General features: G+C 70.5%; 29 protein-coding genes, 4 tRNA genes, 1 pseudogene and 1 CRISPR repeat array (1 of these 35 running past the window's edge). Of the genes and pseudogenes, 20 read left to right on the forward strand and 14 right to left on the reverse strand.

Annotation, left to right across the window (positions count from 1 at the left end):
* A CRISPR array of direct repeats spans positions 1–464; the repeat unit is 28 nt; unit sequence GTAGTCCCCACACGCGTGGGGATGGACC; it begins 477 nt to the left of the window's first position.
* A gap of 24 nt (positions 465–488) precedes the next feature.
* Genes guaA through B128_RS0108305 form a run of 7 tightly spaced genes read left to right on the forward strand, consistent with a single transcriptional unit; the run spans position 489 to position 6,358 of the window.
* The gene (gene guaA / locus B128_RS0108275; protein ID WP_018111810.1) at positions 489–2,000 is read left to right on the forward strand and encodes a glutamine-hydrolyzing GMP synthase; all 1,512 of its coding nucleotides are present in this window, start codon (positions 489–491) and stop codon (positions 1,998–2,000) included.
* Entirely contained in the window at positions 2,000–2,569 is a 570-nt protein-coding gene (locus tag B128_RS0108280) for a Uma2 family endonuclease (RefSeq protein WP_018111811.1), read from the forward strand. Before guaA ends, B128_RS0108280 begins: the two co-directional genes overlap by 1 nt.
* Positions 2,570–2,593: 24 nt before the next feature.
* Complete coding sequence (locus B128_RS0108285) at positions 2,594–2,881, forward strand: glutamine synthetase/cystathionine beta-lyase binding protein (RefSeq protein WP_018111812.1); 288 nt, start codon at positions 2,594–2,596, stop codon at positions 2,879–2,881.
* On the forward strand, positions 2,882–3,262 hold the full coding sequence (locus B128_RS0108290) for a VOC family protein (RefSeq protein ID WP_018111813.1): 381 nt from the start codon (positions 2,882–2,884) through the stop codon (positions 3,260–3,262).
* A 5-nt stretch (positions 3,263–3,267) separates the two neighbouring features.
* Positions 3,268–3,798: a ribonuclease HI gene (gene rnhA / locus B128_RS0108295; protein ID WP_018111814.1), complete on the forward strand. Its 531-nt coding sequence runs from the start codon at positions 3,268–3,270 to the stop codon at positions 3,796–3,798.
* A gap of 24 nt (positions 3,799–3,822) precedes the next feature.
* Positions 3,823–5,484: an acyl-CoA carboxylase subunit beta gene (locus B128_RS0108300; protein WP_018111815.1), complete on the forward strand. Its 1,662-nt coding sequence runs from the start codon at positions 3,823–3,825 to the stop codon at positions 5,482–5,484.
* A gap of 16 nt (positions 5,485–5,500) precedes the next feature.
* Complete coding sequence (locus tag B128_RS0108305) at positions 5,501–6,358, forward strand: hydroxymethylglutaryl-CoA lyase (RefSeq protein WP_018111816.1); 858 nt, start codon at positions 5,501–5,503, stop codon at positions 6,356–6,358.
* On the opposite strand, the gene B128_RS0108310 is transcribed toward B128_RS0108305, so the two are convergent.
* Both B128_RS0108310 and B128_RS0108315 read right to left on the reverse strand, forming a co-directional pair.
* Positions 6,355–6,747, reverse strand: a complete 393-nt coding sequence (locus tag B128_RS0108310; RefSeq protein WP_018111817.1) for a DUF3197 domain-containing protein — start codon at positions 6,745–6,747, stop codon at positions 6,355–6,357. The genes B128_RS0108305 and B128_RS0108310 overlap by 4 nt on opposite strands.
* 37 nt (positions 6,748–6,784) lie before the next feature.
* Positions 6,785–7,273 (reverse strand): DinB family protein, encoded by a 489-nt coding sequence (locus B128_RS0108315; RefSeq protein ID WP_018111818.1) that lies wholly within the window; start codon positions 7,271–7,273, stop codon positions 6,785–6,787.
* Between the two features lie 31 nt (positions 7,274–7,304).
* On the opposite strand from B128_RS0108315, the gene B128_RS0108320 reads away from it, so the two are divergent.
* The gene (locus tag B128_RS0108320; protein WP_026175132.1) at positions 7,305–7,508 is read left to right on the forward strand and encodes a hypothetical protein; all 204 of its coding nucleotides are present in this window, start codon (positions 7,305–7,307) and stop codon (positions 7,506–7,508) included.
* Positions 7,505–8,110, forward strand: coding sequence for a YkgJ family cysteine cluster protein (locus tag B128_RS0108325; RefSeq protein ID WP_018111820.1), 606 nt, complete (start codon positions 7,505–7,507; stop codon positions 8,108–8,110). The genes B128_RS0108320 and B128_RS0108325 overlap by 4 nt, the downstream gene beginning before the upstream one ends.
* Before the next feature lie 25 nt (positions 8,111–8,135).
* On the opposite strand, the gene B128_RS0108330 is transcribed toward B128_RS0108325, so the two are convergent.
* Positions 8,136–8,227 (reverse strand) — tRNA-Ser (locus B128_RS0108330).
* The gene (gene tilS / locus B128_RS12700) at positions 8,206–9,732 is read right to left on the reverse strand and encodes a tRNA lysidine(34) synthetase TilS (protein WP_026175133.1); all 1,527 of its coding nucleotides are present in this window, start codon (positions 9,730–9,732) and stop codon (positions 8,206–8,208) included. Before tilS ends, B128_RS0108330 begins: the two co-directional genes overlap by 22 nt.
* Positions 9,733–9,753: 21 nt before the next feature.
* Between tilS and B128_RS0108340 the strand changes: the two genes are divergently transcribed.
* From B128_RS0108340 to B128_RS0108355, 4 genes are read left to right on the forward strand one after another with little or no spacing between them, the layout of a single operon-like run.
* Positions 9,754–9,960, forward strand: coding sequence for a CDGSH iron-sulfur domain-containing protein (locus B128_RS0108340; protein ID WP_026175134.1), 207 nt, complete (start codon positions 9,754–9,756; stop codon positions 9,958–9,960).
* 49 nt (positions 9,961–10,009) lie between these two features.
* Positions 10,010–11,596 (forward strand): alpha-amylase family glycosyl hydrolase, encoded by a 1,587-nt coding sequence (locus tag B128_RS0108345; RefSeq protein WP_018111822.1) that lies wholly within the window; start codon positions 10,010–10,012, stop codon positions 11,594–11,596.
* Positions 11,597–11,600: 4 nt separating this feature from the next.
* Positions 11,601–12,245, forward strand: coding sequence for a class I SAM-dependent methyltransferase (locus B128_RS0108350; RefSeq protein WP_018111823.1), 645 nt, complete (start codon positions 11,601–11,603; stop codon positions 12,243–12,245).
* Positions 12,236–12,988, forward strand: coding sequence for a class I SAM-dependent methyltransferase (locus B128_RS0108355; RefSeq protein WP_018111824.1), 753 nt, complete (start codon positions 12,236–12,238; stop codon positions 12,986–12,988). The genes B128_RS0108350 and B128_RS0108355 overlap by 10 nt, the downstream gene beginning before the upstream one ends.
* A gap of 121 nt (positions 12,989–13,109) precedes the next feature.
* Here the strand turns inward: B128_RS0108355 and B128_RS0108360 are convergent.
* Positions 13,110–13,196: transfer RNA gene (locus B128_RS0108360), tRNA-Leu, on the reverse strand.
* Positions 13,175–14,506, reverse strand: coding sequence for an apolipoprotein N-acyltransferase (gene lnt / locus B128_RS12705; RefSeq protein WP_026175135.1), 1,332 nt, complete (start codon positions 14,504–14,506; stop codon positions 13,175–13,177). The genes B128_RS0108360 and lnt overlap by 22 nt, the downstream gene beginning before the upstream one ends.
* 67 nt (positions 14,507–14,573) lie before the next feature.
* On the opposite strand from lnt, the gene B128_RS0108370 reads away from it, so the two are divergent.
* Positions 14,574–15,278, forward strand: coding sequence for a metallophosphoesterase family protein (locus B128_RS0108370; RefSeq protein ID WP_018111825.1), 705 nt, complete (start codon positions 14,574–14,576; stop codon positions 15,276–15,278).
* On the opposite strand, the pseudogene queG reads toward B128_RS0108370, so the two are convergent.
* Positions 15,189–16,334, reverse strand: a pseudogene (queG, locus tag B128_RS0108375) (tRNA epoxyqueuosine(34) reductase QueG); the annotation flags it as partial. The gene B128_RS0108370 and the pseudogene queG overlap by 90 nt on opposite strands.
* Before the next feature lie 21 nt (positions 16,335–16,355).
* Between queG and B128_RS0108380 the strand changes: the two are divergent.
* The 4 genes from B128_RS0108380 to B128_RS0108395 are packed head-to-tail and all read left to right on the forward strand — an operon-like array spanning position 16,356 to position 19,080.
* The gene (locus B128_RS0108380) at positions 16,356–17,354 is read left to right on the forward strand and encodes a homoserine dehydrogenase (RefSeq protein WP_018111827.1); all 999 of its coding nucleotides are present in this window, start codon (positions 16,356–16,358) and stop codon (positions 17,352–17,354) included.
* 44 nt (positions 17,355–17,398) lie between these two features.
* Entirely contained in the window at positions 17,399–18,454 is a 1,056-nt protein-coding gene (gene thrC / locus B128_RS0108385; RefSeq protein ID WP_018111828.1) for a threonine synthase, read from the forward strand.
* Between the two features lie 15 nt (positions 18,455–18,469).
* Complete coding sequence (locus tag B128_RS0108390) at positions 18,470–18,784, forward strand: hypothetical protein (protein ID WP_018111829.1); 315 nt, start codon at positions 18,470–18,472, stop codon at positions 18,782–18,784.
* Positions 18,784–19,080, forward strand: a complete 297-nt coding sequence (locus B128_RS0108395) for a hypothetical protein (protein WP_018111830.1) — start codon at positions 18,784–18,786, stop codon at positions 19,078–19,080. The genes B128_RS0108390 and B128_RS0108395 overlap by 1 nt, the downstream gene beginning before the upstream one ends.
* On the opposite strand, the gene B128_RS0108400 is transcribed toward B128_RS0108395, so the two are convergent.
* Together B128_RS0108400 and B128_RS0108405 are read right to left on the reverse strand one after the other, a co-directional pair.
* A complete protein-coding gene (locus B128_RS0108400) occupies positions 19,053–19,391 on the reverse strand; it encodes a hypothetical protein (RefSeq protein ID WP_018111831.1) in 339 nt (112 codons plus the stop codon). The genes B128_RS0108395 and B128_RS0108400 overlap by 28 nt on opposite strands.
* Positions 19,384–20,826 carry an ATP cone domain-containing protein gene (locus B128_RS0108405; RefSeq protein ID WP_018111832.1) on the reverse strand — a complete coding sequence of 481 codons (1,443 nt, stop codon included), beginning with the start codon at positions 20,824–20,826 and terminating at the stop codon, positions 19,384–19,386. Before B128_RS0108405 ends, B128_RS0108400 begins: the two co-directional genes overlap by 8 nt.
* Before the next feature lie 85 nt (positions 20,827–20,911).
* On the opposite strand from B128_RS0108405, the gene B128_RS0108410 reads away from it, so the two are divergent.
* Both B128_RS0108410 and B128_RS0108415 read left to right on the forward strand, forming a co-directional pair.
* A tRNA-Cys gene (locus tag B128_RS0108410) sits at positions 20,912–20,986 on the forward strand.
* 7 nt (positions 20,987–20,993) lie between these two features.
* Positions 20,994–21,070 (forward strand) — tRNA-Val (locus tag B128_RS0108415).
* Positions 21,071–21,117: 47 nt separating this feature from the next.
* Here B128_RS0108415 and B128_RS0108420 read toward each other — a convergent pair.
* Genes B128_RS0108420 through B128_RS0108440 form a run of 5 tightly spaced genes read right to left on the reverse strand, consistent with a single transcriptional unit; the run spans position 21,118 to position 24,236 of the window.
* Complete coding sequence (locus tag B128_RS0108420; RefSeq protein WP_018111833.1) at positions 21,118–21,330, reverse strand: DUF1653 domain-containing protein; 213 nt, start codon at positions 21,328–21,330, stop codon at positions 21,118–21,120.
* Complete coding sequence (gene ttuA, locus B128_RS0108425) at positions 21,320–22,285, reverse strand: tRNA-5-methyluridine(54) 2-sulfurtransferase (protein WP_018111834.1); 966 nt, start codon at positions 22,283–22,285, stop codon at positions 21,320–21,322. The genes B128_RS0108420 and ttuA overlap by 11 nt, the downstream gene beginning before the upstream one ends.
* 1 nt (position 22,286) lies before the next feature.
* Complete coding sequence (gene ttuB, locus B128_RS0108430; RefSeq protein WP_018111835.1) at positions 22,287–22,484, reverse strand: sulfur carrier protein TtuB; 198 nt, start codon at positions 22,482–22,484, stop codon at positions 22,287–22,289.
* Positions 22,485–22,488: 4 nt separating this feature from the next.
* Positions 22,489–23,616 carry an acetoin utilization protein AcuC gene (locus B128_RS0108435; protein ID WP_018111836.1) on the reverse strand — a complete coding sequence of 376 codons (1,128 nt, stop codon included), beginning with the start codon at positions 23,614–23,616 and terminating at the stop codon, positions 22,489–22,491.
* Complete coding sequence (locus B128_RS0108440; RefSeq protein WP_018111837.1) at positions 23,610–24,236, reverse strand: CBS and ACT domain-containing protein; 627 nt, start codon at positions 24,234–24,236, stop codon at positions 23,610–23,612. The genes B128_RS0108435 and B128_RS0108440 overlap by 7 nt, the downstream gene beginning before the upstream one ends.
* Positions 24,237–24,275 lie beyond the last annotated feature (39 nt).

The following is a 24,275-nucleotide window of genomic DNA, read 5'->3' on the forward strand; positions in this document are numbered from 1 at the left end:
TCCCACGGGGGTGTAGTCCCCACACGCGTGGGGATGGACCTGTGTTTGTTTCTCATAATGTTCCCAGCGTGACCGTAGTCCCCACACGCGTGGGGATGGACCGCTGGTGGAAAGTGCGCGCGGCGGTAGCGTGCGTAGTCCCCACACGCGTGGGGATGGACCGAATGAGCCTGCGGGCCCTCCGCTGGATAGCGTAGTCCCCACACGCGTGGGGATGGACCGTCCCGGGTATCAGGGTGGAGTAGGCGGGTAGGGTAGTCCCCACACGCGTGGGGATGGACCGGCGGCAGTCCCCACTAGGGTCCTCGAGGGCGGGTAGTCCCCACACGCGTGGGGATGGACCGCTGGCTCTGAGCTAAAGCCACACCCACAAAAGGTAGTCCCCACACGCGTGGGGATGGACCTGGTCGCAGAAAACCGCACCCTGGCCTCCCCCGTAGTCCCCACACGCGTGGGGATGGACCGGCGGCCGTTGTAGACTAACCCCCATGGTCTTGGTGCTAGACTTCGGCTCCCAGTACACCCGCCTCATCGCCCGCAGGCTCCGGGAACTGAGGGCCTTCTCCCTCATACTCCCCGGGAATGCGCCTTTGGAGGAAATCCAAAAGCACAAGCCGCAAGCCCTCATCCTTTCGGGGGGGCCGGCCAGCGTCTTTGACCCCCACGCTCCCCGGCCCGACCCTCGGGTGCTGGAACTGGGCCTGCCCATCCTGGGCATCTGCTACGGGATGCAGCTTCTGGCCCAGCTCAAGGGGGGCAAGGTGGAGCGGGCCGGCCGGGCGGAGTACGGCAAGGCCCTCCTCACCCGCCACACCGGCCCCCTCTTCCGCGGCCTCGAGGGCGAGGTCCAGGTCTGGATGAGCCACCAGGACGCGGTCACCGAGCTCCCCCCGGGCTGGCGGGTCTCGGCCGAGACGGAGGAGAACCCGGTGGCGGCCATGGAGGCGGCGGACGGCCGGAGCTTCGCCGTGCAGTTCCACCCCGAGGTGGCCCACACCCCCAAGGGCATGCAAATCCTGGAGAACTTCCTTGAGATAGCCGGGGTGCGCCGGGACTGGACCCCCGAGCACGTGCTGGAGGAGCTCCTCCAAGAGGTGCGGCAAAGGGTGGGAGGGGACCGGGTGCTCCTGGCGGTCTCCGGGGGGGTGGACTCCAGCACCCTGGCCCTCCTCCTGGCCCGGGCCGGGGTGGACCACCTGGCCGTCTTCGTGGACCACGGCCTCCTGCGCCTGGGGGAGCGGGAGGAGGTGGAGGGGGCCCTCAGGGCCCTTGGGGTGCACCTGCGGGTGGTGGACGCCAGGGAGCGCTTCCTGAAGGCCCTAAGGGGGGTGGAAGACCCCGAGGCGAAGCGCAAGATCATCGGGCGGGAGTTCGTGGAGGTGTTCAGCCAGGTGGCCCGGGAGGAGGGCCCCTTCCGCTTCCTGGCCCAGGGCACCCTCTACCCCGACGTGATTGAGTCCGCGGGGGGGCACGGGGCGGCCAAGATCAAGAGCCACCACAACGTGGGCGGCCTGCCCGAGGACCTGCAGTTTGAGCTTCTGGAGCCCTTCCGCCTCCTCTTCAAGGACGAGGTGCGGGAGCTGGCCCTTCTCCTGGGCCTGCCCGACACCATCCGCCTGCGCCACCCCTTCCCGGGGCCGGGGCTGGCGGTGCGCATCCTGGGGGAGGTCACGGAGGAGCGCCTGGAAATCCTGCGCCAGGCGGACGACATCTTCATCAGCCTCCTGAGGGAGTGGGGCCTCTACCCCCAGGTGGCCCAGGCCCTGGCCGTGCTCACCCCCCTCAGGAGCGTGGGGGTGGCGGGGGACGAGCGCAAATACGGCTACGTGCTGGCCCTCAGGGCCGTGACCACCGAGGACTTCATGACCGCGGACTGGGCCAGGCTTCCCCTGGAGTTCCTGGACGAGGTGGCCAGGCGCATCACCCGGCGGGTGCCCCAGGTGGGGCGGGTGGTCTACGACCTCACCTCCAAGCCCCCCGCCACCATAGAATGGGAGTGATGGGCCAAGCCGCCAGGGCCCTGCGGCCCCTTTCCCTAGAGGAGTACCTGGATTGGGAACAAAAGGCCCCCGTCAAGCATGAGCTGGTGGAAGGCCTTCCCCACGCCATGGCGGGGGCCAGCCGGGCCCACAACCTCATCGCCACCAACCTGGCCCTCCTCCTGGGCCCCCTGGCCCGGCGGAAAGGCTGCCGCCTTTACGTGGCCGATATGAAGCTCAGGGTGGGGGAACGCACCGTGTACTACCCCGACCTCATGGTGGTGTGCGCCCCACCCCCGGAAAACCCCTTCTACGAGGAAGCCCCCTGCCTGGTGGTGGAGGTGCTCTCCCAAAGCACCGAGGGGGTGGACCGCCGGGAAAAGCTCTGGCGCTACCTTGCCTTGCCCTCCCTGGAGGGCTACCTCCTGGTGAGCGCCCTGGAGGAGCGGGTGGAGCTCTACCGCAAGGGGCCCGAGGGGGTGCTCTACCAGGTCCTGGAGGAGGGCGAGGCCTTCCTTCCCTGCCTCGAGGGCACCCTACCCCTGAGGGAGGTGTACGCAGGGGTGGAGCTGGAGGGCCGCCCGGGGTAGACTGGAGGGGAAAGGAGGCCAAGTATGCCCACCTTCATCGTCCTGAGCACCCTCACGGATGACGGCGCCGAGACCCTGGTGAAAAACCCCGAGCGCATCAAGGAGGTGAACCAGGAGCTGGAGCAGGACTTCGGGGTTAAGGTGGTGGCCCAGTACGCGGTCCTGGGCCCCTACGACTTCGTGAACATCGTGGAGGCCCCGGACGCCGTGGCCGTGGCCCGGGCCATGCTCCACCTCTCCGCCCGGGGGAGCGTGAAGACCACCACCCTCGAGGCCATCCCCGTGGCCGACCTCATCGCCAGGCTCAAGTAGGTGGAGGTCCTGGAAACCTCGGTCTACGCGGAGGATCTGGAGGCGGCCCGGGCCTTTTACGAAGGGGTGCTGGGCCTCCCCTGCTTCCAGTTCCAACCCCCACGGCATGCCTTCTTCCGCGCCGGGCGGGGGGTGTTTTTGGTGTTTAACCCGGCCTGCACCGAGGCCGAGGAAAACCTGCCTCCCCACGGGGCCCGGGGAAGCGTGCACGTGGCCTTCCGGGTGCCCGAGGAAAAGCTTCCCCTGTGGGCAAAGAGGCTCTCCCAGGCGGGCTACCCCGTGTGGTGGGCAACGTGGCCCCGGGGAAAAAGCCTCTACACCCGCGACCCCGCGGGCAACCTGGTGGAGCTGGCCCCCGCCCAAATCTGGGGCCTAGAATGAGCCCCATGCCCTCCCGTCCCGAAGAACCCAAGCCCCGCCCCAGGGGCCTGAAGCAGGTGGCCCTCTACACGGACGGGGCCTGTCTGGGCAACCCCGGCCCCGGGGGCTGGGCGGCCCTCATCCGCTATGGCAGGCACGAGAAGCTCCTTTCCGGCGGGGAGGCCTGCACCACCAACAACCGCATGGAGCTCACCGCGGCCCTGGAGGGCCTCAAAGCCCTCAAGGAGCCCTGCCAGGTGGAGCTCTACACGGACAGCCAGTACCTGAGGAACGCCTTTGCCGAGGGCTGGCTGGAAAAGTGGCAGAAAAACCGCTGGCGCACCCGGGACGGGCACCCGGTGAAGAACCAGGACCTCTGGCAGGCCCTCCTCGAGGCCCTCAAGACCCACCAGGTGCGCTTCCACTGGGTGCGGGGGCACGCGGGCCACCCCGAGAACGAGCGGGTGGACCGGGAGGCCAGGAGGCAGGCCGAACTGAAAAAGGCCCAGGCTCCCTGCCCTCCCAAGGCGCCTCTTCCAACGCTTTTCTCCGAATAGGCAGAAAAGCGTTATACTCAGGCCATGCTGGAGAGCAAACTCCGCCCCGAGGAGCGGGAGGGTCCGGTCTACAAGGCCAACAAGGACGCCTGGGTGGCCCTGGTGCGGGCGTTCAAGGAGAGCCTGGAGCGAGTGCGCCAGGGGGGCGGGCCCAAGGCCGTGGAGCGCCAGCACAAGAAGGGCCGCCTCACCGCCCGGGAACGCATCGCCCGGGTCATAGACCCGGGCACGGAGTTTTACGAGCTCATGGCCTTCGCCGGCTGGGGCATGTACGAGGAGTGGGGCGGGGCCCCGGCGGGGGGGGTCATCACCGGCATCGGCCGCATCCAGGGCCGGGACTGGATGATCATCGCCAACGACGCCACGGTGAAGGCGGGGGCCTTCTTCCCCATCACCGCCAAAAAGGTGATCCGCGCCCAGACCATGGCCCTGGAAAACCGCATCCCCACCCTGTACCTGGTGGACTCCGCCGGGGTCTTTCTGCCCCTGCAGGACGAGGTCTTCCCCGACCAGGACGACTTCGGCCGCATCTTCTACCTCAACGCCCGCATGTCCGCCCTGGGCATCCCCCAGATCTCGGCCATCATGGGCAACTGCGTGGCCGGGGGGGCCTACCTGCCGGTGATGACCGACGTCCTGATCATGACCGAGGGAAGCGGCCTCTACCTGGCAGGGCCCGCCCTGGTGAAGGCGGCCATCGGCCAGGAGGTCTCCAGCGAGGAACTGGGTGGGGCGCGCATGCACGCGGAGGTCTCGGGCACCGTGGACTTCTACGAGCCCTCGGACGAGGCGGCCCTGGAGCGCATCCGAAAGCTGGCCGCCCTCTACCCGCCCCCCAGGCTCGCCCCCTGGGCCGAGGGGCGCAAGGAACCCAAGGAGCCCCTTTACCCCGCGGAGGACCTCTACGGCCTCATCGCCCCGGACGGCTCCCGCCCCTACGACCTGCGGGAGGTGATCGCAAGGCTGGTGGACGGCTCGGAGTTTTTGGAGTACAAGGGGGGCTACGGGGAGACCCTGGTCACGGGCTTTGCCCGCATCGGGGGCTTTCCCGTGGGGATTGTGGGCAACCAGCGCCTGGTCCTCAAGAAAAAGGGCCGGATTGAGGTGGGGGGGGTCATCTACGCGGAGGCGGCGGACAAGGCGGCCCGGTTCATCCTGGAGGTAAACCAGATGAACATCCCCCTCCTCTTCCTCCAGGACGTGACGGGCTTCATGGTGGGCAAGGAGTCGGAGCAGGCGGGCATCATCCGCCGGGGGGCCAAGCTGGTGAACGCGGTCTCCAACTCGGTGGTGCCCAAGATCACCCTGATCCTGGGGGGTTCTTTCGGGGCAGGGAACTACGCCCTGGCGGGCAAGGCCTACGCCCCCCGCTTCCTCTTCGCCTGGCCCAGCGCCAAGTACGCGGTGATGGGCGGGGCCCAGGCGGCCAAGACCCTTCTGGAGCTGGAGGTGGAAAAGCTCAGGCGGGAGGGCAAGGAGCCCTCGGACGAGGAGCTCAAGGAGCTTTACGAGCGCATCAAGGGCCGCTACGAGGAAACCCTGGACCCCCGCTACGCCGCCGCCCGGCTCTGGGTGGACGGGGTAATCTTCCCCCACGAGACGCGGAAGTGGCTCATCAAGGCCCTCGAGGCCTGCGCCCTGAACCCTGAGCGGGAGCCTTTCCGGGTGGGGGTCTTCCAGGTCTAGGCCCCAGGAGGTGCCCATGGAGACCCTAAAGTGGGTGGAATGCCCCCGGGACGCCTGGCAGGGCTTCAGCCGCTTCATCCCCACCGCGGAGAAGGTGAGCTTCTTGGGGAAGCTCCTGGAAGCGGGCTTCCGCCACCTGGACCTCACCAGCTTCGTCTCCCCCAAGTGGGTGCCGCAGATGGCGGACGCGGAGGAGGTCCTGGCCGCCCTGCCCCCCCCGGAGGGGCGCACCTACCTGGCCATCGTGGCCAACGAGAAGGGCCTGGAGCGGGCCCTAGGGGCCCGGAACCTCACCCACGTGGGCTACCCCTTTTCCCTCTCGGAGACCTTCCAGCGGAAGAACACCAACCGCTCCCTCGCGGAGTCCTGGCCCCTGGTGGCGGCCATGGTGCGGGCCACGGAGGGGCGGCTCGGCCTGGTGGTCTACCTCTCCATGGCCTTCGGCAACCCCTACGGGGACCCCTGGAGCGTGGAAGGGGTGCTGGAGGCCATCGGGCGGCTACGGGAGCTGGGGGTGCGGGAAATCGCCCTGGCGGACACCTACGGGGTGGCGGACGCCGAACGCATCCGCGAGGTGCTGGAGAGGGCGGTGGCCCGCTTCGGCCCCGAGGGGCTTGGCGCCCACCTCCACGCCCGGCCCGAGGGGGTCTTGGCCAAGGTGGAGGCGGTGCTGGGGGCGGGGGTGCGCTGGCTGGAGGGTGCCCTGGCCGGGGTGGGGGGATGCCCCTTCGCCGGGGACGAGCTGGTGGGCAACCTGCCCACGGAGGTGGTCCTGCCCCACCTGGCGGCACGGGGCTACGCCACCGGCGCAAGGCTGGAGGCCCTGCCCCGGCTGGCCCAGGAAGCGGCCCGGCTCCGGGCCCTTTACGGTTAGGCCGCCTTGAGGTAGATGCCGGGATCGGTGGGGTTGGCGATGGCGTTCACCCGGGCCAGGAGGGCCTGGGGAGGCAGGTCCAAAAGGGCGGTCATCTCCCCCGGGGAGACCACCGCCTCGTAAAACCGCCGGGCTCCCCCCTGGAGGAGGAGGGCCATGAGCTGGGAGAGGGCGGCCTCCCCCCCGGGGAAGGCGGGGCCAAAGGCGTCGGGGACCAGGAGGTCGCGCCTGCCCCCGTGGATGAGGAGGGCGTAGCGGGCCTTCTCCCGGCGGTCCTGCCAGTCGGTGATGAGGTAGACCTTGGCCTCGGAAAGGCGCAGGCCCTTCAGGGCCTCCTTGAGGGCCTCGAGGGTGGTCCGGGGAGCACCGCGAAGGCCGATGCGTTCCATACCCCCATCTTACCGGCCCCCCTGGGGGCCAAAGGTCCTAGAGGAGCTTGCGGGCGTAGATCACCTGGCCGGCGTGGTGCTGGGCGTGCTCCACCAGGTGGTGGAGCACGTGGGCCCGGGGGGCCCTGAGGCCCTGGGCGCCCACCGGCACCTCCTCCCCCAGGGCCTCCTCGCTGAGCCCTGCAAAGGCCTCCAAAAGCCCCGGCCAGGCCTCCTGGAAGCGGGCCACCACCACCGCCTTGGCCTCCGGCTCCCCCTGAAGCTCCCACTCCCGGCCCCTTCTGGCCCACTCCGGCAAGGCCAGGGGCAGGGCGTAGGCGGCCAGGCGCAGGGAGCTTCCGGTGATGTGGCGCACCAGGCCGCCGATGGGGTTGGCCCCCTCCTTGGGCCGCCACCAGAAGGCCTCCTCGGGGAGGTCAAAGGCCCAGCGCTCCAGGTGGAGGCGCACTTCCTGAAGGCCCCGCATCCAGGCGGAAACCGCCGGGGGCACCCCGGGCACCAGGGGTTCTAAGAAGGGTGCGGACATGCCCCCAGGATACCCCGGTAGACTGGACGGGATGGAGGTCCTCTTCCTCCTCCTCCTGGGGGGGCTCGGCCTTTGGCTCCTCTGGCCCAAAAGGGCGGCCAGGGCCTGCCCCCGGTGTGGCCTGCCCCGGGCCCTGGCGGAGGAGGTGGCCCGCCACCGGCGCCACTGCCCCCACGTGGCCTTCCGCGCCTGCCCCTTTGACCCCAGGAAGGGGGTTTACCGCCTGCGGCGATGAACCCGGAAGCCCACTGGCACGCCCTGGACCAGGACCTGGCCGACTACCTGGCGCTAAAGGGCCTAAAGCCCTCCTGCCAGGCGGGTTGCTCCGCCTGTTGCTTCGGCTGGGTGAGCCTCTCCCGCCTGGAGGGGGAGGCCCTGCTTCCCCACCTCAGCCCCCTCCAGCAGGCGCGTCTCCTGGAGGAAGGCCCCAGGCGGCTGGCCCTCCTGCGGGAGGGCAAGGACGACCCCCACTTCCCCAGCCGCTTCTTCCGAAGCCGCACCCCCTGCCCCTTGCTGGAGGGGGGGCTTTGCGGGGTCTACCCCCACAGGCCCCTGGCCTGCCGCGGCCTCCTCACCGCCAAGGACCCGGCCCTCTGCGACCCCGAGGCCCAGACCCCCAAGGACCACTTCCTGGCCGTGCCCTGGCGCATGGCCCATCGGCGCATGGAGGCTCTCTGGGAGGAGGAGAGGAGGCGGTACGGCTTCCTGGTCCTGGGGGAGCTGGTCAGCCTCCTCTACCTGCTCCTCATGGGGTTTCCCCAGACCCGGGAGGAGGCGGAGGAACGCCTTAAGGGCCTGGGAGTCCTGGGGGGGCGCTGGGGGTACCAGCTGGTGTAAAAAAGAGCGGCCCGCAGGCCGCCTCTGGCGGAGGGGGCGGGATTCGAACCCGCGAGGCCCCTTGCGGAGCCTACCGGTTTTCGAGACCGGCCCGTTCAACCGCTCCGGCACCCCTCCCTGAGCCGGGCGAAGAAGTCCCTTAAGAGCTTAGCACACTCCCCTTCCCGCACGCCACCGCGTAGCCTTCCCCCCTGGCCGAAGCGGGTGAGGGCTCCCTCCTTCAGGTTCTCCGCCCCGTAGACCACCTCCACCCCCGCTTCCCGGAGGGCGTGGTGGCACATGCGGCAGGGCTCTAGGGTGACGTAAAGCCTTCCGCCCCGGGCCTCCTTGCCCACCTGGCGCAACAGGAGCATCTCCGCATGGGCCGTGGGGTCCTGGGTGGCCTCCACGCGGTTGTGGGCCCGGTACACCCTCTCCCCCAGGGCCAGGACCGCCCCCACGGGCACCTCCCCCTCGGCAAAGGCGGCCCGGGCCTCCTCCAGGGCCAGGCCCATGAGCCTTTCCTCCTCTGGGGGCGGGAAAAGCCCGTAGACCTCCACCACCTGGCCCCCCTCGGCCCGCACAGGCCAGAGGGGCTTGAGCTCCTTGGGCACCCCCTTCTCCGCCAGGAAGTCCACCAGGCGCTTCCGGCCGTAGGGCAGGACCAGGTGGTCCCCAGGGTGGGGGCGGCGGAAGCCGGGGGGAAGGGGAACCCTGGGGGAAGGGGGGATGAGGAAGAGGGTCCCCCCCTTGCGCCGGGCCAGATGCCCCCCGGGAAGGGTGGTGGCCTTTCCCCGCAGGGCCTCCTCCAGGAGGGCGATGAGCCGGGCCTCGGGGCGCAGGTCCAAGGCCTCCAGCACCCGCCGCAGGGCCCGCCGCCGCAGGGCCTCGGGGGCCTGCAGGAGGGGCAGGGCCCGGTAGGCGGGCACGAAGAAGCGGGGGTCGGGGAGGAGGCGGACCTGGGCCTCGGCCTCCAGGTGGTCTTCCTCCTCAGCCCGCACCTGGGCAAAGCGGGCTAGGGCCTCCTTGGCCCGGGGGAAGCGCTCTAGGAGGAGGGGAAAGACCATGAGGCGCAGGTAGTTGCGGTCCAGGGAGGGGTCCTGGTTGGTGGGGTCCTCCCGCCAGGCCTCCCCCAGGCCCCGCAGGTAGGCCCTCAGGGCCTCGCGGGGAAAGGGGAGGAGGGGGCGCACCACCAGGCCCTCCTTCTCCCGGATGCCCGGGGCCCGGGCCGTGCCCTGGAGGAGTTGCAGGAGAACGGTCTCCGCCTGGTCGTCCAGGGTGTGGGCGGTGAGGATGGCCCTGGCCCCCACCTGCTTGGCCACCCGGTGGAGGAAGGCGTAGCGGACCTCCCGGGCCACCGCCTCCAGGTTCTCCCCCCTGGCCTGGGCGATCCTCCCCACCTCCACCCGCTCGGCAAAGAAGGGAAAGCCAAGCCGCCCGGCCAGGGCCTCCACGAAGGCCAGGTCCTGGGGGCTTTCCGGCCTTAAGGCGTGGTCCAGGTGGGCCACCACCCCCTTTCGCCCCGCCCGCCTCACCAGGTGGGCCAGGGCCACGGAGTCCCCACCCCCGGAGACCGCCAGGACCAGGGGGTCCTTGGGGGCCAGCCGCGCCAGGTGCTGGGCGAAGAGGCCCTCGAGGTCCACGCCCCCACTATAGTGGGGGGCATGCGGCTCCGCTTTCGGGAAAACGGGCCCTACGTGCTGGACCTGCCCGAGGGCACGGCCTTCCGGCTTGGCGGCCAGGAGATGCGCCTGGAACGGGCCAAGCTGGCCCTCTGCCGCTGCGGCCGCTCCGCCCAGAAGCCCTTCTGCGACGGGAGCCACAAGGAGGGCTTCCAGGCGGAGGCGGGGGAACTGGAGGCGGAACCCTAGGGTCTGGAAGGGCTTCCAGCCTCCCCCGCCCCAGGGGTAGACTGGGGGCATGTGGTGGAAAGAGGCGGCCATCTACCAGATCTACCCCCGGAGCTTCCAGGACGCCAACGGGGACGGCATAGGCGACCTCGAGGGCATCCGCCGGCGGCTTCCCTACCTGAAGGCGCTGGGGGTGGACGCCATCTGGCTCTCCCCCTTCTACAAAAGCCCCATGAAGGACTTCGGCTACGACGTGGCCGACTACTGCGACGTGGACCCCATCTTCGGCACCCTGGCCGACTTTGACCGCCTCCTGGCCGAGGCCCACGCCCTGGGGCTCAGGGTGCTCATTGACCTGGTGCCCAACCACACCTCGGACCAGCACCCCTGGTTCCTGGAGTCGCGGAGCTCCCGGAATAGCCCCAAGCGGGACTGGTACGTCTGGGCCGACCCTGCCCCCGGAGGGGGCCCCCCCAACAACTGGCAGAGCTTCTTCGGCGGGCCCGCCTGGACCTACGACGAGAAGACCGGCCAGTACTACCTGCACCAGTTCCTGCCCGAGCAGCCCGACCTCAACTGGCGCAACCCCGAGGTGCGCCAGGCCATCCACGAGGCCATGCGCTTCTGGCTAAGGCGGGGGGTGGACGGGTTCAGGGTGGACGTGCTCTGGCTCCTGGCCGAGGACCTCCTCCTGCGGGACGAGCCCGGCAACCCCGACTGGCGCCCGGGCATGTACGACCGGGGCCGCCACCTCCACGTCTTCACCGAGGACCAGCCGGAAACCTACGCCTACGTGCGGGAGATGCGCTCCGTGCTGGACGAGTTCTCCGAGCCGGGGCGCGAGCGGGTCATGGTGGGGGAGATCTACCTGCCCTACCCCCAGCTGGTGCGCTACTACCAGGCGGGCTGCCACCTCCCCTTCAACTTCCACCTCATCTTCCGCGGCCTCCCCGACTGGCGGCCGGAGAACATCGCCCGCATCGTGGAGGAGTACGAAAGCCTGCTTACCCGCTGGGACTGGCCCAACTGGGTCCTGGGCAACCACGACCAGCCCCGCCTGGCCTCCCGGCTGGGGGAGGCCCAGGCCCGGGTGGCGGCCATGCTCCTTTTCACCCTGCGGGGCACCCCCACCTGGTACTACGGGGACGAGATCGGCATGGTGAACGGGGAAATCCCCTGGGAGAAGGTGCAAGACCCCGCCGCCCTCCGCCAGAAGGGCCGCCTGGGGGAGCACGGCCTGCCCCCGGGCCGCGACCCCGAGCGCACCCCCATGCAATGGGATGCCAGCCCCCATGCGGGCTTTTCCACCGCCGAGCCCTGGCTGCCGGTGAACCCTGACTACCCCGTGCGCAACGTGGCCCTCCAGGAACAGGACCCCCGGTCCATGCTCCAGCTGGTGAAGCGCCTCCTCCGCCTGCGCAAGGACCCAGAGCTCCTCTACGGGGCCTACCGCACCTACCGGGCGGGGGAGGGGGTCTACGCCTACCTGCGGGGGGAGGGCTTCCTGGTGGCCCTGAACTTCACGGAGAAGGAGCGGGCCCTGGCCCTTCCCCGGGGGGGGAAGGTGGTGCTCTCCACCCACCTGGACCGGGAGGAGGAGGTGGGGGAAAACCTGGTGCTGAGGCCTAGCGAGGGCGCGGTGGTGCGGCTAGGCTGAGGGCATGGAAAAAGACCCCTTTGCCGGCCTGGCCGAGGCCTACGAGGCCTGGTACGAGACCCCTCTGGGGGCCTTTGCCGTGGCCGAGGAGGAGCGGGCCTTAAAGGGCCTCCTGCCCTTCGGGGAAAGCCTCCTGGAGGTGGGGGCGGGCACGGGCTACTGGCTTAAGCGCCTCCCCTACCCCAGGCGGGTGGGGGTGGAGCCCTCCCCGGACATGCTCCGGGTGGGGAGGGCCCGGGTCCCCCAGGCGGAGTGGGTGGCGGCGCGGGGGGAGGCCCTGCCCCTGCCTGCGGGGACCTTTGACGTGGTCCTCCTCTTCACCACCCTGGAGTTCGTGGAGGACGTGGAAAAGGTCCTGGCGGAGGCCCGGAGGGTCCTGAGGCCGGGGGGCAGGCTGGTGGTGGGGATCCTCGAGGCCCTCTCCCCCTGGGCCGCCCTCTACCGCCGGCTGGGGGAGGAGGGGGTGAGGCCCTGGAAAGAGGCCCGCTTCCTCACCCGGGAGGACCTAAGGCGCCTCCTGGGCCCCCCTGAGGCCGAGGCGGGGGCCGTCTTCCTGGCCCCCGAGGCCCAGCCCCCCTTTCCCGAGGCCGACCGGGCCGGCCAGCGGGCGGGCAACCGCCCCGCCCTATACTTGGGAAGATGGCGGTAAAGGCGCTCTTTGCCCTCTATCCCCTCCTCCAGGGGGACTACAAGGCGGTGGAGAAGGCCCTTTTGGCCCTGGAGGAAAGCGGGGTGGACCACCGGGTCCTCCCCACCCACTCCGAGCTATCCGGGGAGGAGGAGGCCGTCTTCCGCGCCCTCCAGGAGGCCTTCCAGAGGGCCGCGGAGGAGGGGGCCCTGGTGATGTGGGCCCTCCTCACCAACGCCTGCGAGGCCAGGGACCCCTTCCGCAACCCCGAGCGCCTGGAGCGCTTTCCCCCCGAGGGGATTGCCCGGAAGGCCCTGGAGGGCCTCGAGGCCCGAAGCGCCCTGGACATCGGCACCGGCACCGGGGTCTTCGCCGAGGCCTTCGCCCGGCTGGGGCTTTTCACCGTGGGGCTGGACCCCAGGGCGGACCGCCTGGAGGTGGCCCAAAGCCGGGTGCCCCACGCCCGCTTCGTGGAAGGGCGGGCGGAAAGCCTCCCCTTCCCCGACCGGAGCTTTGACCTGGCCTTCTTCGGCCTCGCCCTCCACCACCTAGACCCCCTCCCCGCCCTGCGGGAGGCGGCCCGGGTGGCCCGGCGGGTGGCGGTGCTGGAATGGCCCCACCGGGAGGAGGAGGTGGGCCCTCCCCTGGAGCACCGCCTCTCCCTCGAGGCCCTGGCGAGGCTCTTCCAGGAAGCCCTGGGAAGCCCCCCGGAAGTCTGGCCGGAGGAGGGCTACACCCTGGCCCTTTGGGAGAAGCGCCCTTGATGGCCCGCTAGGCCGTGGGGCTCTCCCCTTCAGCAGGGACGGGGTGGGCCGCGGCCCCAACCCTGGCCCCCAAGGCAAAGCCCCGTCTGGAGTTTTTCCCAGACGGGGCCAGACCCACGCTTGGTGCCGGGGGCGGGACTCGAACCCGCACGTCCTCGCGGACAGCAGATTTTGAGTCTGCCGCGTCTACCGGTTCCGCCACCCCGGCGCGCGCACCCTAAGGATAAGGCCCAGGAGAAGAAGCGTCAACGCCAGCCCCACGGCCCAGTCCCCGAAGCGGGCGTAGGGGGTAAGCCCCCCTCTTAGGGCGTAGGGGGCCAGGAGGTACCCCTCCCGGTGGGGGGGGATGCGGGCCACCACCCGGCCGTAGGGGTCAAGGCTGGCGGTGATGCCGTCGTTGCCCGCCCTAAGGAGCCAGCGCCCCGTCTCCACCGCCCGAAGGCGCCCCAGGGCGAAGTGCTGCGCCCCCCCGAAGGAGGGGCCGTACCAGGCGTCGTTGGTGAGGAGGACCAGCACCCCTGCCCCCTCCCGCACCAGGGCCCGGGCCACGGAGGGAAAGACGGACTCGTAGCAGATCATGGCCCCATAAGGCCCCAAAGGGGCAAACCCCTCCCCCGGGGTGCGGTCCCCCAGCTCCCCCAGGCCGAAGGCGCGGAAGAAGAAGGCGTAGGCCCCCCCCAGGGCCTCGCGGAAGGGGAAGCGCTCCCCGAAGGGCACCAGGCGCACCTTGTCGTAGTGGGCCAGGACCTCCCCCTCCCGGTAGAGGACCGCCCGGTTGGGGCCGGGAAGGTTGAGGCCGGTGAGGAGGAGGCGGCCTTCCAGGATGCCCGTGGCCTCCTCGGGGATCTCCCAGACCGCGGTCTCCGGCCAGAGCACCAGGCGGGCCTCGGGGTGCCGGGCCAGGCCCTCCCGGGTGAGGCGGGGGTAGACCGCCTCCCCCAGCTCCCCCTGGACCTTGGCCAGGGGGTTTATGTTCCCCTGGACCAAAAGGGCCTTTTCCGGGGCCTCGGCCGGGGGAAGAGGGAGAAGCCAGAGGAGGGCCCAGGGCAGGAGGAGCCAGTACCGCCCCGCCCTAAGCCCCCAGGCCAGGAGGAGGACCAAGAGGGAGAGAAGGTAGACCCCACCCCAGGCGGCCAGCACCCGGCCCGGGGCCTCCACCAGGGCGTAGCCCAGAAACCCCCAGGGGAAGGCCAGGGGCCCCTGCTCCGTGAGCCACTCCAGCACCACCCACCCCCCCACGCGGAGGAGGGGGCTGGGGGTCAGGGCGAAGAGGAGGCCGAAGCTCAAGGCCTTGACCAGGACGAGAGGCAAAAAGGGCAAGGCCCCCAGGGGGCCGAAGAGCTGGGCAAAGCTCTGGGGAAGCCAGAGGAGGTGCAGGCTCCAAAACCCCAGGCCCATGAGGAAGCCCGTGCGCCACCCCCCCTGCAGGAGAAAGGCCAGGACCAGGGGGGCGAGAAACCCAAAGGGAAAGGGAGGCAGGGTGAGGGCCAGGAGGAGGCCGAGGAGAAGCGCCCGCACCCCTCCACCATATCCCCTCGAGGCCGGTTTTCCCAGGCCTTCGCTGGCGGAATGGCAGAATAGGGCCATGCGCCTTGGCGTGCTCTCCGACCTCCACGCCAACCTTCCCGCCCTGGAAGCGGCCCTGGAGGCCCTGCGCGGGGAAGGGGTGGACGAGGTCCTGGTCCTGGGGGACCTGGTGGGCTACGGCCCCCATCCCCGCCAAGTTCTCCAGCGGCTCTGGAAGGAGGGGCTTCCCGCCATCGCCGGGGCCTGGGACCTGCGGGTGGCCTACCCCCTGCCGGGAACCCTGCCCGAAGGGGTGGGGCGGGCCACCCTGGCCTGGACCAGGGCCCAGCTTTCCGAGAAGGAGCTCAACTACCTGCGCGCCCTGCGCCTCTCCCACCGCCGCACCTACGGGGAAAGGCGCCTGGTGGCCTTCCACGGCAAACCGGGCCGCCCCGAGGAGTCCCTGGACCTCCTGGGGCCGGCCAAAGACTTCTTCCCCCTTTTGGAGCGCTACGGGGCCCAGATCCTCCTCCTGGGGGGACGGCACCTGCCCCTGGCCCGCCGGGTGGGGACGGGGATGCTGGCCGACCCGGGGAGCGTGGGCCTAAGCCTTTCCGGGGAGCATGGGGCCGACGTGCTGGTCCTGGACACCGACACCCTCGAGGCCCGCTTCCTCAAGGTCCCCTACGACCTGGGCCCCCTCCTCTTTGACCTGCGGGCCTGGGGCCTGCCCCCCGTGCTGGAGAAGGTCTACCGCACCGGCCGCTTCCCCAAGGAGGGCTAGGGCCTCCCGGCGCACCCCGGGGTCCTCGTCCCGGAGGAAGCCCTCCACGGGCTTCCCCACGCGGAAGAGGGCGTGGAGGGCGGTGCGCCGCACCAGGGGGTTTGGATCCTTGGCCGCCTCGGCCATCAGGCCCTCCCCCAGGCCCAGGTTGCTCAGGACGATGAGGGCGTTGCGGGCCATGCGGGCCCGGCCCGGCCGGGCGAAGGCCGTGTCCCCGTACTTGCGCTGGAATGCCCGCCCGGAGAGGCGGAAGAAGTCCCCCAGGTCGGGGTGGGCCAGCTCGGGGTCGGGGACAAAGCCCCGCCATACCCGGCCGAAGCGCTCCCAGGGGCAGACCTCCGTGCACCCATCGCACCCCAAAAGCCACTCCCCCACCCCCGGCCAGAGCTCCGGGGGGATGAAGCCCTTGTGCTCCACGGTAAGGTAGCTCACGCACCGCCTGGCGTCCAGGGTGCCGTCCCCCAGCAAAGCCCCCGTGGGGCAGGCGGGGAGGCAACGGGTGCAACGGCCACAGCGGAAAGGGTGGGGTGCGGGAGCCTCCACCTCCAAGGCGGTGAGGAGGACCCCGATGAAGGCGTGGACGCCGAAGGCCGGGGAGAGGAACATGCCGCTCCGCCCCACCCAGCCCGCTCCGGAGAGGAGGGCCAGGGCCCTCTCGGGCAGGGGGCCGTGGTCCACGTACCCCCGGGCCTCCACCCCCAGGCCCCGGGCCACTTCCGCCAGCCGCCCAAGCGCCTCCCCCAGGAGGAGATGGTAGTCCCGCACCCAGGCGTAGCGGGCCACCCGGCCCACCCGGAATCCCCCCGGGGGCACCCCGGGGTCCTCGTAGGCGTAGGGGGCAAAGAGGAGGAGGGCGCTTTTGGCCCAGGGAAAGCGGGCCTGGGGACGGAAGCGGGCCTCCACCCCCTTCTCCAGGTAGGCCATCCCCCCGTGGCGCCCCGCGGCCAGCCAGGCCTGGAAGCGGGCCTCTGCCGCCCCAAGCCCCTCTAGGGGGGCCCAGGCCACCAGGAAGCCCCCCTTGCGGGCAGCCTCCTCCAGGAGGTCCCTAAGGTCCACGGGGCCACTATAATCCTCGCCATGGAGACCCTGAAGATCGCCCTCCTGGGCGGGGGCACCGTGGGAAGCGCCTTCTACACCCTGGTGCAGGAACGCCTGGAGGACTTCCATGCCCTAGGGGTTTCCCCCAGGTTCCTGGGAGTCCTGGTGCGCACCCCGGGCAAGGCCCGGCCGATTCCCCAAGAAATCTTGAAGACCGAGCCCTTTGACCTCCTGGAGGCCGACGTGGTGGTGGAGGCCCTGGGCGGGGTGGAGGCTCCCCTGCGCCTGGTCCTGCCGGCCCTCGAGGCCGGCATCCCCCTCATCACCGCCAACAAGGCCCTCCTGGCCGAGGCCTGGGAGAGGCTCAGGCCCTTCGCCGAGGAGGGCCTCATCTACCACGAGGCCAGCGTCATGGCCGGGACCCCGGCCCTCTCCTTCCTGGAAACCCTAAGGGGGAGCGAGCTTCTGGAGCTCCACGGCATCCTGAACGGCACCACCCTTTACATCCTCCAGGAGATGGAAAAGGGGCGGACCTACGCGGAGGCCCTCCAGGAGGCCCAGCGCCTGGGCTACGCGGAGGCCGACCCCACCCTGGACGTGGAGGGGACGGACGCCGCCCACAAGCTCACCCTTCTGGCCCGCCTCCTTGTGGACCCGGGCTTCCCCTTCGCCGGGGTGGAGGCCCGGGGCATCACCGGGCTCACCCTCGAGGCCCTAAAGGAGGCGGAGGCCCGGGGGGAGCGGGTGCGCCTGGTGGCCAGCCTCTATGGGGAAGGGGGCAGGTGGCAGGCCCGGGTGGCCCCCGTGCGCCTGCCCCAGGACCACCCCCTGGCCCGGGCCCGGGGCAACGCCCTCTGGGTGCGCACCCGGCCCCTGGGAGAGGTCTTCGTCACCGGCCCGGGAGCAGGAGGTGGGGCCACGGCCAGCGGCCTCCTGGCCGACCTCTTCCGCCTCCTCTCCGGGGCCTCAGGCCACCTCCCCGCCCCCACCCCCAAGCCTCCCCTGGCGGAGGGAAGCCCCTTCCCCCAGGTGGCCTAGGGCAGGCCCTTGACCTAAGGAAACCTAGCCTAGAGCATATTTCCATGCGGCTGCCCCTCATTGAGCGCTACCGCGCCCACCTGCCGGTCTCCGAAAAGACCCCGGTGGTGAGCCTCCTGGAGGGCTCCACCCCCCTCATCCCCCTAAAAGGCCCCAAGGAGGCCCAAAGGAAGGGGATACGGCTTTACGCCAAGTTCGAGGGCCTGAACCCCACGGGAAGCTTCAAGGACCGGGGGATGACCCTGGCGGTCTCCAAGGCGGTGGAGGCCGGGGCCAAGGCGGTGGCCGCGGCCAGCACGGGGAACACCGCGGCCTCCGCCGCCGCCTACGCGGCCCGGGCGGGCATCCGGGCCATCGTGGTCCTGCCCGCGGGGTACGTGGCCCTGGGCAAGGTGGCCCAGAGCCTGGTCCACGGGGCCCGCATCGTGCAGGTAGAGGGCAACTTTGACCAGGCCCTCGCCCTCACCAAGGCCTTGAGCGAGGCCTTCCCCGTGGCCCTGGTGAACTCCCTGAACCCCTACCGCCTGGAGGGGCAGAAGACCCTGGCCTTTGAGGTGGTGGACGAGCTGGGGGAAGCCCCCCACTACCACGCCCTCCCCGTGGGCAACGCGGGGAACATCACCGCCCACTGGATGGGCTACCGGGAGTACCGGGCCCTGGGGAAGGCCCGCCGCCTTCCCCGGATGCTGGGCTTCCAGGCGGCGGGGGCCGCCCCCCTGGTCCTGGGCCACCCGGTGGCCCGGCCCGAGACCCTGGCCACCGCCATCCGCATCGGCCACCCGGCCAGCTGGGAGGGGGCCGTGCGGGCCAAGGAGGAGTCGGGAGGCGTCATTGAGGCGGTCACGGACGAGGAAATCCTGGCCGCCTACCGCTACCTGGCCGAGGAGGAGGGCCTCTTCGTGGAGCCGGCCAGCGCCGCCGCCCTGGCCGGGGTGTGGAAGCTCCTGAGGGAGGACCGGCTGGAAGGGGAAAGCCAGGTGGTCCTCACCCTCACCGGCCACGGCCTCAAGGACCCAGCCACCGCGGAGAAGGTGGCCGGGCTTGCCCCTCCGGTGCCCGCCACCCTCGAGGCCGTGGCCCGGGCGGCGGGCCTCCTCTAGTGGTAAGCTTGGGCCATGGCCGAGGCCAAGGACGCCCGTAAGAAGCGCAAGGAACCCTTCCCGGGGGCCTACTACCTGGCAGGGGCCATCACCATCGCCCTCATGCTCCTCTTCCTGGCCCTGGGGGCCAGCCTCCCCCCGGGGGTGGCGGGGTTTCTGGTGGCCTTCGTCCTGGGGCTCACCGTGAACCCCAAGTACGTCCCCTTCTTCCTGGTGGCCGGGGTCTTCTCCGCGGCCATGGGCTTTTTAGGCCGTGAGCCCCAGGTGGCCTGGGGGGGCGTGGCCCTGGCGCTCTCCCAGCTCCTGGTGGGGCGCTTCGTCAAGGACTGATGGACGCCAACCGCCTGGCGCAAGCCCTCTCCCTTCTGGGGGTGGCGGGGTACGCCTACTTCCTCTGGTTCCGGCCGAGCCAGGAGGGCATCGCCCTGGCCCTGGGCCTTACCCTGGGCGGAGCGGCCTTCGGCTACGGGGAGCGGCCCTTCCCCGTCCCCCTCTTCCTGGGGCTTTTCGCCGTCTACCTGGTGCTCCAGGTCTTCTTCGGCCACCCCCTCTTCGCCCTGGGGGGAGGCCTTTTGGGAGCAGGCCTGCCCTACCTCCGCTACCGCCTGCGGAAGCCCACCAGGTAGAGGAGGCCCCCCAGGAGCATCCCCTCCCCCAGGGCGGGGAGGTAGAAGAGGAATTCCCGCACGTCCAGCCGCAGGTAGAGGAGGAGGGGCCAGGGGGTAAGGGCCCAGGCCAGAAGGGGCTGGCCGTAGCCCGCGGCCAGGAAGAGGCCGGCCCCCAGGCCCTTCAGGTAGGTAAGCCACCCCGAGCCCACCTCGTTCTGGTAGACGAACCAGAGGAGGTTAAGCCAAACCCCTATGGCCCATAGGGGAACCCGTCTCTGGAGGCGGAAGGCCAGGGCCAGGAGGAGGAGAAACCCCAGGGCCTCAAGCACGGACGTCCTCCCCCAAACGCCGGCCCTGGGCCTCCAGGTAGGCCACCAGGACCTCCAGGGCCTTCTCAATGGCCTCGTCCAGGTCCTCCCCCGGGATGACGGGGATGCCCTCCTCCTGGGCCCAGCGCAGGAGGTGGTCCTGGATGAGGCGGATCTCCGGGAAGTGGTGCAGGTACTTCTCCTGGGGCCTAGCGTGCCCCGTCTCCCGGTCCCGCAAGAGGAAGCGGTCCCGGTGGAGCCGCTCGTCCTGCAGCACCAGGAGCATGGGGATGGTGAAGACCTGCTCCCGGTGGGGATGCTCCAGGTACCGGGGCACCACGTGCACCCCCTCCAGGACGATGGAGGTGCCCTCCAGGGCGCTCCTTTCCTGGATGGCCCTCAGGCCCACGGCCACCCGGGCCACCTGGTCCAGGAAGCCCCGCATGACCCGGGCCTCGTGGCTTTCCGCCTCGAGGCCAATGTTGGGAAGAAGCGCCCTCCAGGCCTCAAAGGTGGAGCAGTGCAGGGTGGGCAGGAGGTCCTTGGAGAAGGAGGCCCGGAAAACCTCCCGCACCGCGTCCGAGGGGATGATGTGGGTAATGCCGAGGCGGTAGGCCAGGGCCGAGGCCAAAACGCTCTTCCCCACCCCCGTCACCCCCCCGATGAGGATGTGCACCGGGCGCACGCTCCGCCTTAGGTGCCGCAGGAGAAGGTAGCGGCGGGCCATCTCCTCCCCCGCCTCCCTCAGCAGGGTCTCGTACACCCGCCGGCGCAGCCGGTCCCGCTGCACCACCTGGACCCCCTCCTGGTGCAGGCCCATCTCAATCTCCCGGGCCAGGCGGTAGGCCCGGTCCGGGGAGAGGCCGATGGCCATAAGGGACTGGGCCAGGATGCCCTTGGAAAAGGGGACCCTGGGCTCCCCGGGCTTCTCCTCCACGAAGAGCTCCCCCGCCCAAAGGAGCCTTTCCCGGTAGCGCCGGCCCGCCTCCTGGCCGTGGAGGGCCCGCACCTCCTCCGCCACCAGGCCCTCCAGCCGGCGGGCGGAGATCTGGCGCACCCCCTCCTGGCGCAGACGGCGCTCCACCCGCTTGGCGATCTCGTGGGCCTCTTTGAGGGAGAAGCCCGCGTCCTCCAGGCTCCGGGCCAAAAGCCCCTTGGAAAATGGACGCCGCCTGCGCCCCTCGGCCACCAGGATCTCCTCAAAGGGCAGGGTCTGGCGGCTCAGGGCCTCGGCCACCTCCGGGCCCAGGGCGAGGGCCACCTCCTCCAGGAAGAGGCGCCTCAGGGCCTGAGGGGAGACCTCCAGGCGCCCTTCCCGCCTGAGCCGCTCCTCCACGGTGTGGGCCACGGCGTGGGCCGCTTCCGGGGAGACGCCCAAAGGCAGGAGGGCCTCCACCAGAAGCCCCTTGGAGAAGGGCCAGCGCCCCCGCTTGAGCCGCACGAAGACCTCGTCCATTAGGGGGCATGATAGCATTTTTCCCATGGGGATGCGGGTTTCCTTGACAGGGTTTAGGGAAGCGTGATACCATAACCCTTGGCTTGGCGCCGTAGCCAAGGGGTAAGGCAGAGGTCTGCAAAACCTCCATTCGCCGGTTCGAATCCGGCCGGCGCCTCCAAAAGCACGGGCGCGTAGCTCAGGTGGCCAGAGCACTACCTTGACACGGTAGGGGTCGGTGGTTCAAGTCCACTCGCGCCCACCAGGAAAGGCCCCGGGACCTTCCCGGGGCCTTCACCTTTTGGGAAGCCCCTACTCCTCCACCGGCTGGAAGCGGGGCCGCACCTCCCCGGCCACCTCCACCGGGGCCAGCCACTGGGCCAGAGGCCGCACCCAGTACCCCCTTTCCCCGTAGAGGGCCTGGTAGACCACCAGCTCCTCCTCGGTTTCCGAGTGGCGGGCCAGGAAGAGCACCCGGTAAAGCCCCCCCTTGTAATGCCGGTAAACCCCGGGCCTAAGGGACACGGACCGCCTCCGCCTTGGGGGTGAACTCCGCCTCCTCGGGCAGGAGGCGCCGCTTCTTGGCCCGCCGGTACACCGCGTCCCACATGCGGCAGAAGGAGCAGACGGCCCCGGTGGTGGGGTAGCCGCAACGCTGGCACTCTTGGAGCACCACCTCCTCCCCAGCCTGCAAACGGGGCTGGATCTTATCCAAAAAACCCTCCAGGAAGCGCAGCTTGGCCCCAGGCATCTCCTTTTCCACCAGGTTGAGGGCCTCCTTGTAGAGGAGGCTCTTGGCCCCCTTGGCGTTGGGGCACTCCTCGTGCAGGTAGCGGATGCCCCTCAGGAGGGCATAGGAGAGGACTTCCCGCTCGCTGAAGCGGTAGAAGGGCTTGATGCGGGCGGCCAGACCGGGCTTCTCCGGCAGGAGGGGCCCCTGGCGGGCCAGGGCATCCTCCTGGGGGTTGAGGAGGTTGCCGAAGAGCACCGCGGCCTCGTCGTCCAGGTTGTGGCCCGTGGCCACCACCCTGAACCCCCCCTCCACCGCCACCTGGTTGATGATGTAGCGCTTGGAAAGCCCGCAGGCGGAGCAGGCCACCCGCCCCGAAAGCTGGGCCAGCTCCGGCACCCCGAAGCCGTAGGCCTCCTTGAGGTCCACCACCCAAAGCTCCAGCCCCCGCTCCTGGGCGAAGCGACGGGTGACCTCGAGGCTCCTCTCGGAATAGGCCCCAATCCCCAGCTGGAGGTGCAGGCCCACCGCCTGGTAGCCCAGGCGGTGGAGGACATCCCACAGGGCCAGGGAGTCCTTGCCGCCGGAAACGGCCACCAGCACCCGCTCCCCCGGGGAGAGCATGCGGTGGCGGCGGATGGCCCGCTCCGTCTCCTTCACGAACCAGTCCAGGTAGTGCCCCTTGCAAAGGGCCAGGCCTCGGGAGCGCACCTCCACCTGGGCCTTCTCCCCACAGAGCTTGCAGACCATCCTAGCCTCCAGAGATGGCGGAGAGGACCTCTATGGTCTCCTCCTCCCCCACCCGCTCCTCCAAGGTGAGGAGCTCCTCCCCCCGCACGGCCACCACGGTCTCCGGGTTGAGCCCCAGTTCCCGGAGGACCTCCTTGAGGGGTCTATCCCCCCGGACCTCCACCTCCTTGCGCTCGGGTAGGCGCAGAACGACCCTCACCCCGCTAGTCTAGCAGGTAGGGGCGCACCAGCTCCGTGAGCCGCTCCAGGGTGAGGCGGTTGCGCTTCTCAATCTCCCCCTTCCGGGGAATCCCGGGGTAGGCCCCCTCGGGGTCGTGCAGGGTGGGGGTGAGGGGCTTGCCGAGCCGTGCCTCCCAGGTCCTGAGCCACCCCTCAGGCAGGCGCTCGGGGAGGGGAAGGCCGTGGAAGACGTGGTAGAGCAGGGCCCAGACCCGCACGGTGGCGTCCAGGCTGTACCCACCCCCCAGGGTGAAGAGGACCCTGCCCCCGGCGTAGGCCTCGGCGTACTGCAGGATGAGGGGGAAGAGGCGGGCGTAGGCCCGGGTGGTGAGGAGGAGGTCGGCCAGGGGGTCCAGGAAGTGGGCGTCGGCCCCCGCCTGCACCACCAGGACATCGGGCTGGAAGGCCTCCAGGGCCCAGGGCACCAGGGCCTCAAAGACCTCCAGGTAGCTCTCGTCCTCGGTGAAGGGCTCCAGGGGCAGGTTGAGCTTGCGGCCCACCCCTTCCCCCCGGCCGATCTCGTGCACGTGCCCGGTACCGGGGAAGAGGTAGCGCCCGGACTCGTGGAGGCTCAGGGTCAGGACCTCCTTCTCCTCGTAGTGGATCCACTGCACCCCGTCCCCGTGGTGGACGTCAATGTCCAGGTAGACCACCCGCAGGCCCGCCCGGGTCAGGTGGCGGATGGCCACGGAGAGGTCGCTGTACACGCAAAAGCCCGAGGCCCGGTCGTACTGGGCGTGGTGGAGGCCACCCCCCAGCTGCAGGACCCGCTTCTCCCCCGCAAGGATCCGCCGCGCCCCCTCCAGGGTCCCCCCCACCAGGAGGCGGGCCGCCCGGTCCATGCCCGGGAAGACGGGAGTGTCGGAGGTGCCCAGGCCGTAGTGCTCCAGGTCGGGCACCCTCTCCCCGCGGCTCGCCGCCTCCACCCGCCGCACCAGGCGCTCGGAGTGCACGGAGAGCACCTCCTCCCGGGTGGCCTCCGGGGGCGCAAGGGGCTCCCGCCAGACGCCCAGGGCCTCGAGGAGGGAGGTGAGCATCTCCAGGCGCACCGGGCTGAAGGGGTGGTTGGGGCCGAAGTCGTAGAGGCGGTACTCGTCCCGGTAGATCACCATGGCTTCTTGGGGGGCCAGAGCACCTCAAACCCCTGGCCGCGCAGGCCCTCGGCCAGGAGGTGGGTCTCCAGGGTGTTCACCCGCACCACCGCCCGCACATAGTCCCCGTTCTCCGGGTAGGAGAGGAGGGAGTGGATGTTCACCCCCCGCCCCGCCAGGAAGCCCGTGAGGCGGGCCAGCTCCCCCACCCGGTCGGGCAGGCGCACCTCCAGCCTCCCCGAGGGCTCGGTGACCCCGGTGAGCTTTAAAAGGGCATCCAGAAGGTCAATCCCCGTGACGATGCCCACCAGGGCCCCGTCCTCCAGGACGGGCAGGGAGCCGATCTTCCGCTCCCGCATCACCCGGGCCGCCTCCTCCACCGGGTCCAGGGGGTGGGCGGTGACCACGCCCCGGGTCATCACCTCGGCCACCTGGGTGCACCCCGGGCAGGGGCCCTTGGGGTTCAGGTGGCTGGTGGCCAGGCGGATGTCCCGGTCGGTGATGATGCCCACCACCTTCCCCCCCTCCACCACCGGCAGGTGGCGGATGCCCTTCTCCAGGAGGAGCCTGTAGGCGTCCTCGAGGCTCACCTCCGGCCCCACGGTGAACACCGGATGGTGCATCACGTCCTTGACCAGCATGGAAGCAGTATACCCCCGGCGGTTCCCGCCGGGGGCTGG

The sequence above is a fragment of the Thermus igniterrae ATCC 700962 genome, from assembly GCF_000376265.1.
GTDB classification, from domain to species: Bacteria; Deinococcota; Deinococci; order Deinococcales; family Thermaceae; genus Thermus; species Thermus igniterrae.

Coding starts and splice junctions, on each gene's coding strand:
- guaA (WP_018111810.1), top strand. CDS start 489: ATGGTCTTGGTGCTAGACTTCGGCTCCCAGTACACCCGCCTCATCGCC.
- B128_RS0108280 (WP_018111811.1), top strand. CDS start 2,000: ATGGGCCAAGCCGCCAGGGCCCTGCGGCCCCTTTCCCTAGAGGAGTAC.
- B128_RS0108285 (WP_018111812.1), top strand. CDS start 2,594: ATGCCCACCTTCATCGTCCTGAGCACCCTCACGGATGACGGCGCCGAG.
- rnhA (WP_018111814.1), top strand. CDS start 3,268: ATGCCCTCCCGTCCCGAAGAACCCAAGCCCCGCCCCAGGGGCCTGAAG.
- B128_RS0108300 (WP_018111815.1), top strand. CDS start 3,823: ATGCTGGAGAGCAAACTCCGCCCCGAGGAGCGGGAGGGTCCGGTCTAC.
- B128_RS0108305 (WP_018111816.1), top strand. CDS start 5,501: ATGGAGACCCTAAAGTGGGTGGAATGCCCCCGGGACGCCTGGCAGGGC.
- B128_RS0108310 (WP_018111817.1), bottom strand. CDS start 6,747: ATGGAACGCATCGGCCTTCGCGGTGCTCCCCGGACCACCCTCGAGGCC.
- B128_RS0108315 (WP_018111818.1), bottom strand. CDS start 7,273: ATGTCCGCACCCTTCTTAGAACCCCTGGTGCCCGGGGTGCCCCCGGCG.
- B128_RS0108320 (WP_026175132.1), top strand. CDS start 7,305: ATGGAGGTCCTCTTCCTCCTCCTCCTGGGGGGGCTCGGCCTTTGGCTC.
- B128_RS0108325 (WP_018111820.1), top strand. CDS start 7,505: ATGAACCCGGAAGCCCACTGGCACGCCCTGGACCAGGACCTGGCCGAC.
- B128_RS0108340 (WP_026175134.1), top strand. CDS start 9,754: ATGCGGCTCCGCTTTCGGGAAAACGGGCCCTACGTGCTGGACCTGCCC.
- B128_RS0108345 (WP_018111822.1), top strand. CDS start 10,010: ATGTGGTGGAAAGAGGCGGCCATCTACCAGATCTACCCCCGGAGCTTC.
- B128_RS0108350 (WP_018111823.1), top strand. CDS start 11,601: ATGGAAAAAGACCCCTTTGCCGGCCTGGCCGAGGCCTACGAGGCCTGG.
- B128_RS0108355 (WP_018111824.1), top strand. CDS start 12,236: ATGGCGGTAAAGGCGCTCTTTGCCCTCTATCCCCTCCTCCAGGGGGAC.
- B128_RS0108370 (WP_018111825.1), top strand. CDS start 14,574: ATGCGCCTTGGCGTGCTCTCCGACCTCCACGCCAACCTTCCCGCCCTG.
- B128_RS0108380 (WP_018111827.1), top strand. CDS start 16,356: ATGGAGACCCTGAAGATCGCCCTCCTGGGCGGGGGCACCGTGGGAAGC.
- thrC (WP_018111828.1), top strand. CDS start 17,399: ATGCGGCTGCCCCTCATTGAGCGCTACCGCGCCCACCTGCCGGTCTCC.
- B128_RS0108390 (WP_018111829.1), top strand. CDS start 18,470: ATGGCCGAGGCCAAGGACGCCCGTAAGAAGCGCAAGGAACCCTTCCCG.
- B128_RS0108395 (WP_018111830.1), top strand. CDS start 18,784: ATGGACGCCAACCGCCTGGCGCAAGCCCTCTCCCTTCTGGGGGTGGCG.
- B128_RS0108405 (WP_018111832.1), bottom strand. CDS start 20,826: ATGGACGAGGTCTTCGTGCGGCTCAAGCGGGGGCGCTGGCCCTTCTCC.
- ttuA (WP_018111834.1), bottom strand. CDS start 22,285: ATGGTCTGCAAGCTCTGTGGGGAGAAGGCCCAGGTGGAGGTGCGCTCC.
- B128_RS0108435 (WP_018111836.1), bottom strand. CDS start 23,616: ATGGTGATCTACCGGGACGAGTACCGCCTCTACGACTTCGGCCCCAAC.
- B128_RS0108440 (WP_018111837.1), bottom strand. CDS start 24,236: ATGCTGGTCAAGGACGTGATGCACCATCCGGTGTTCACCGTGGGGCCG.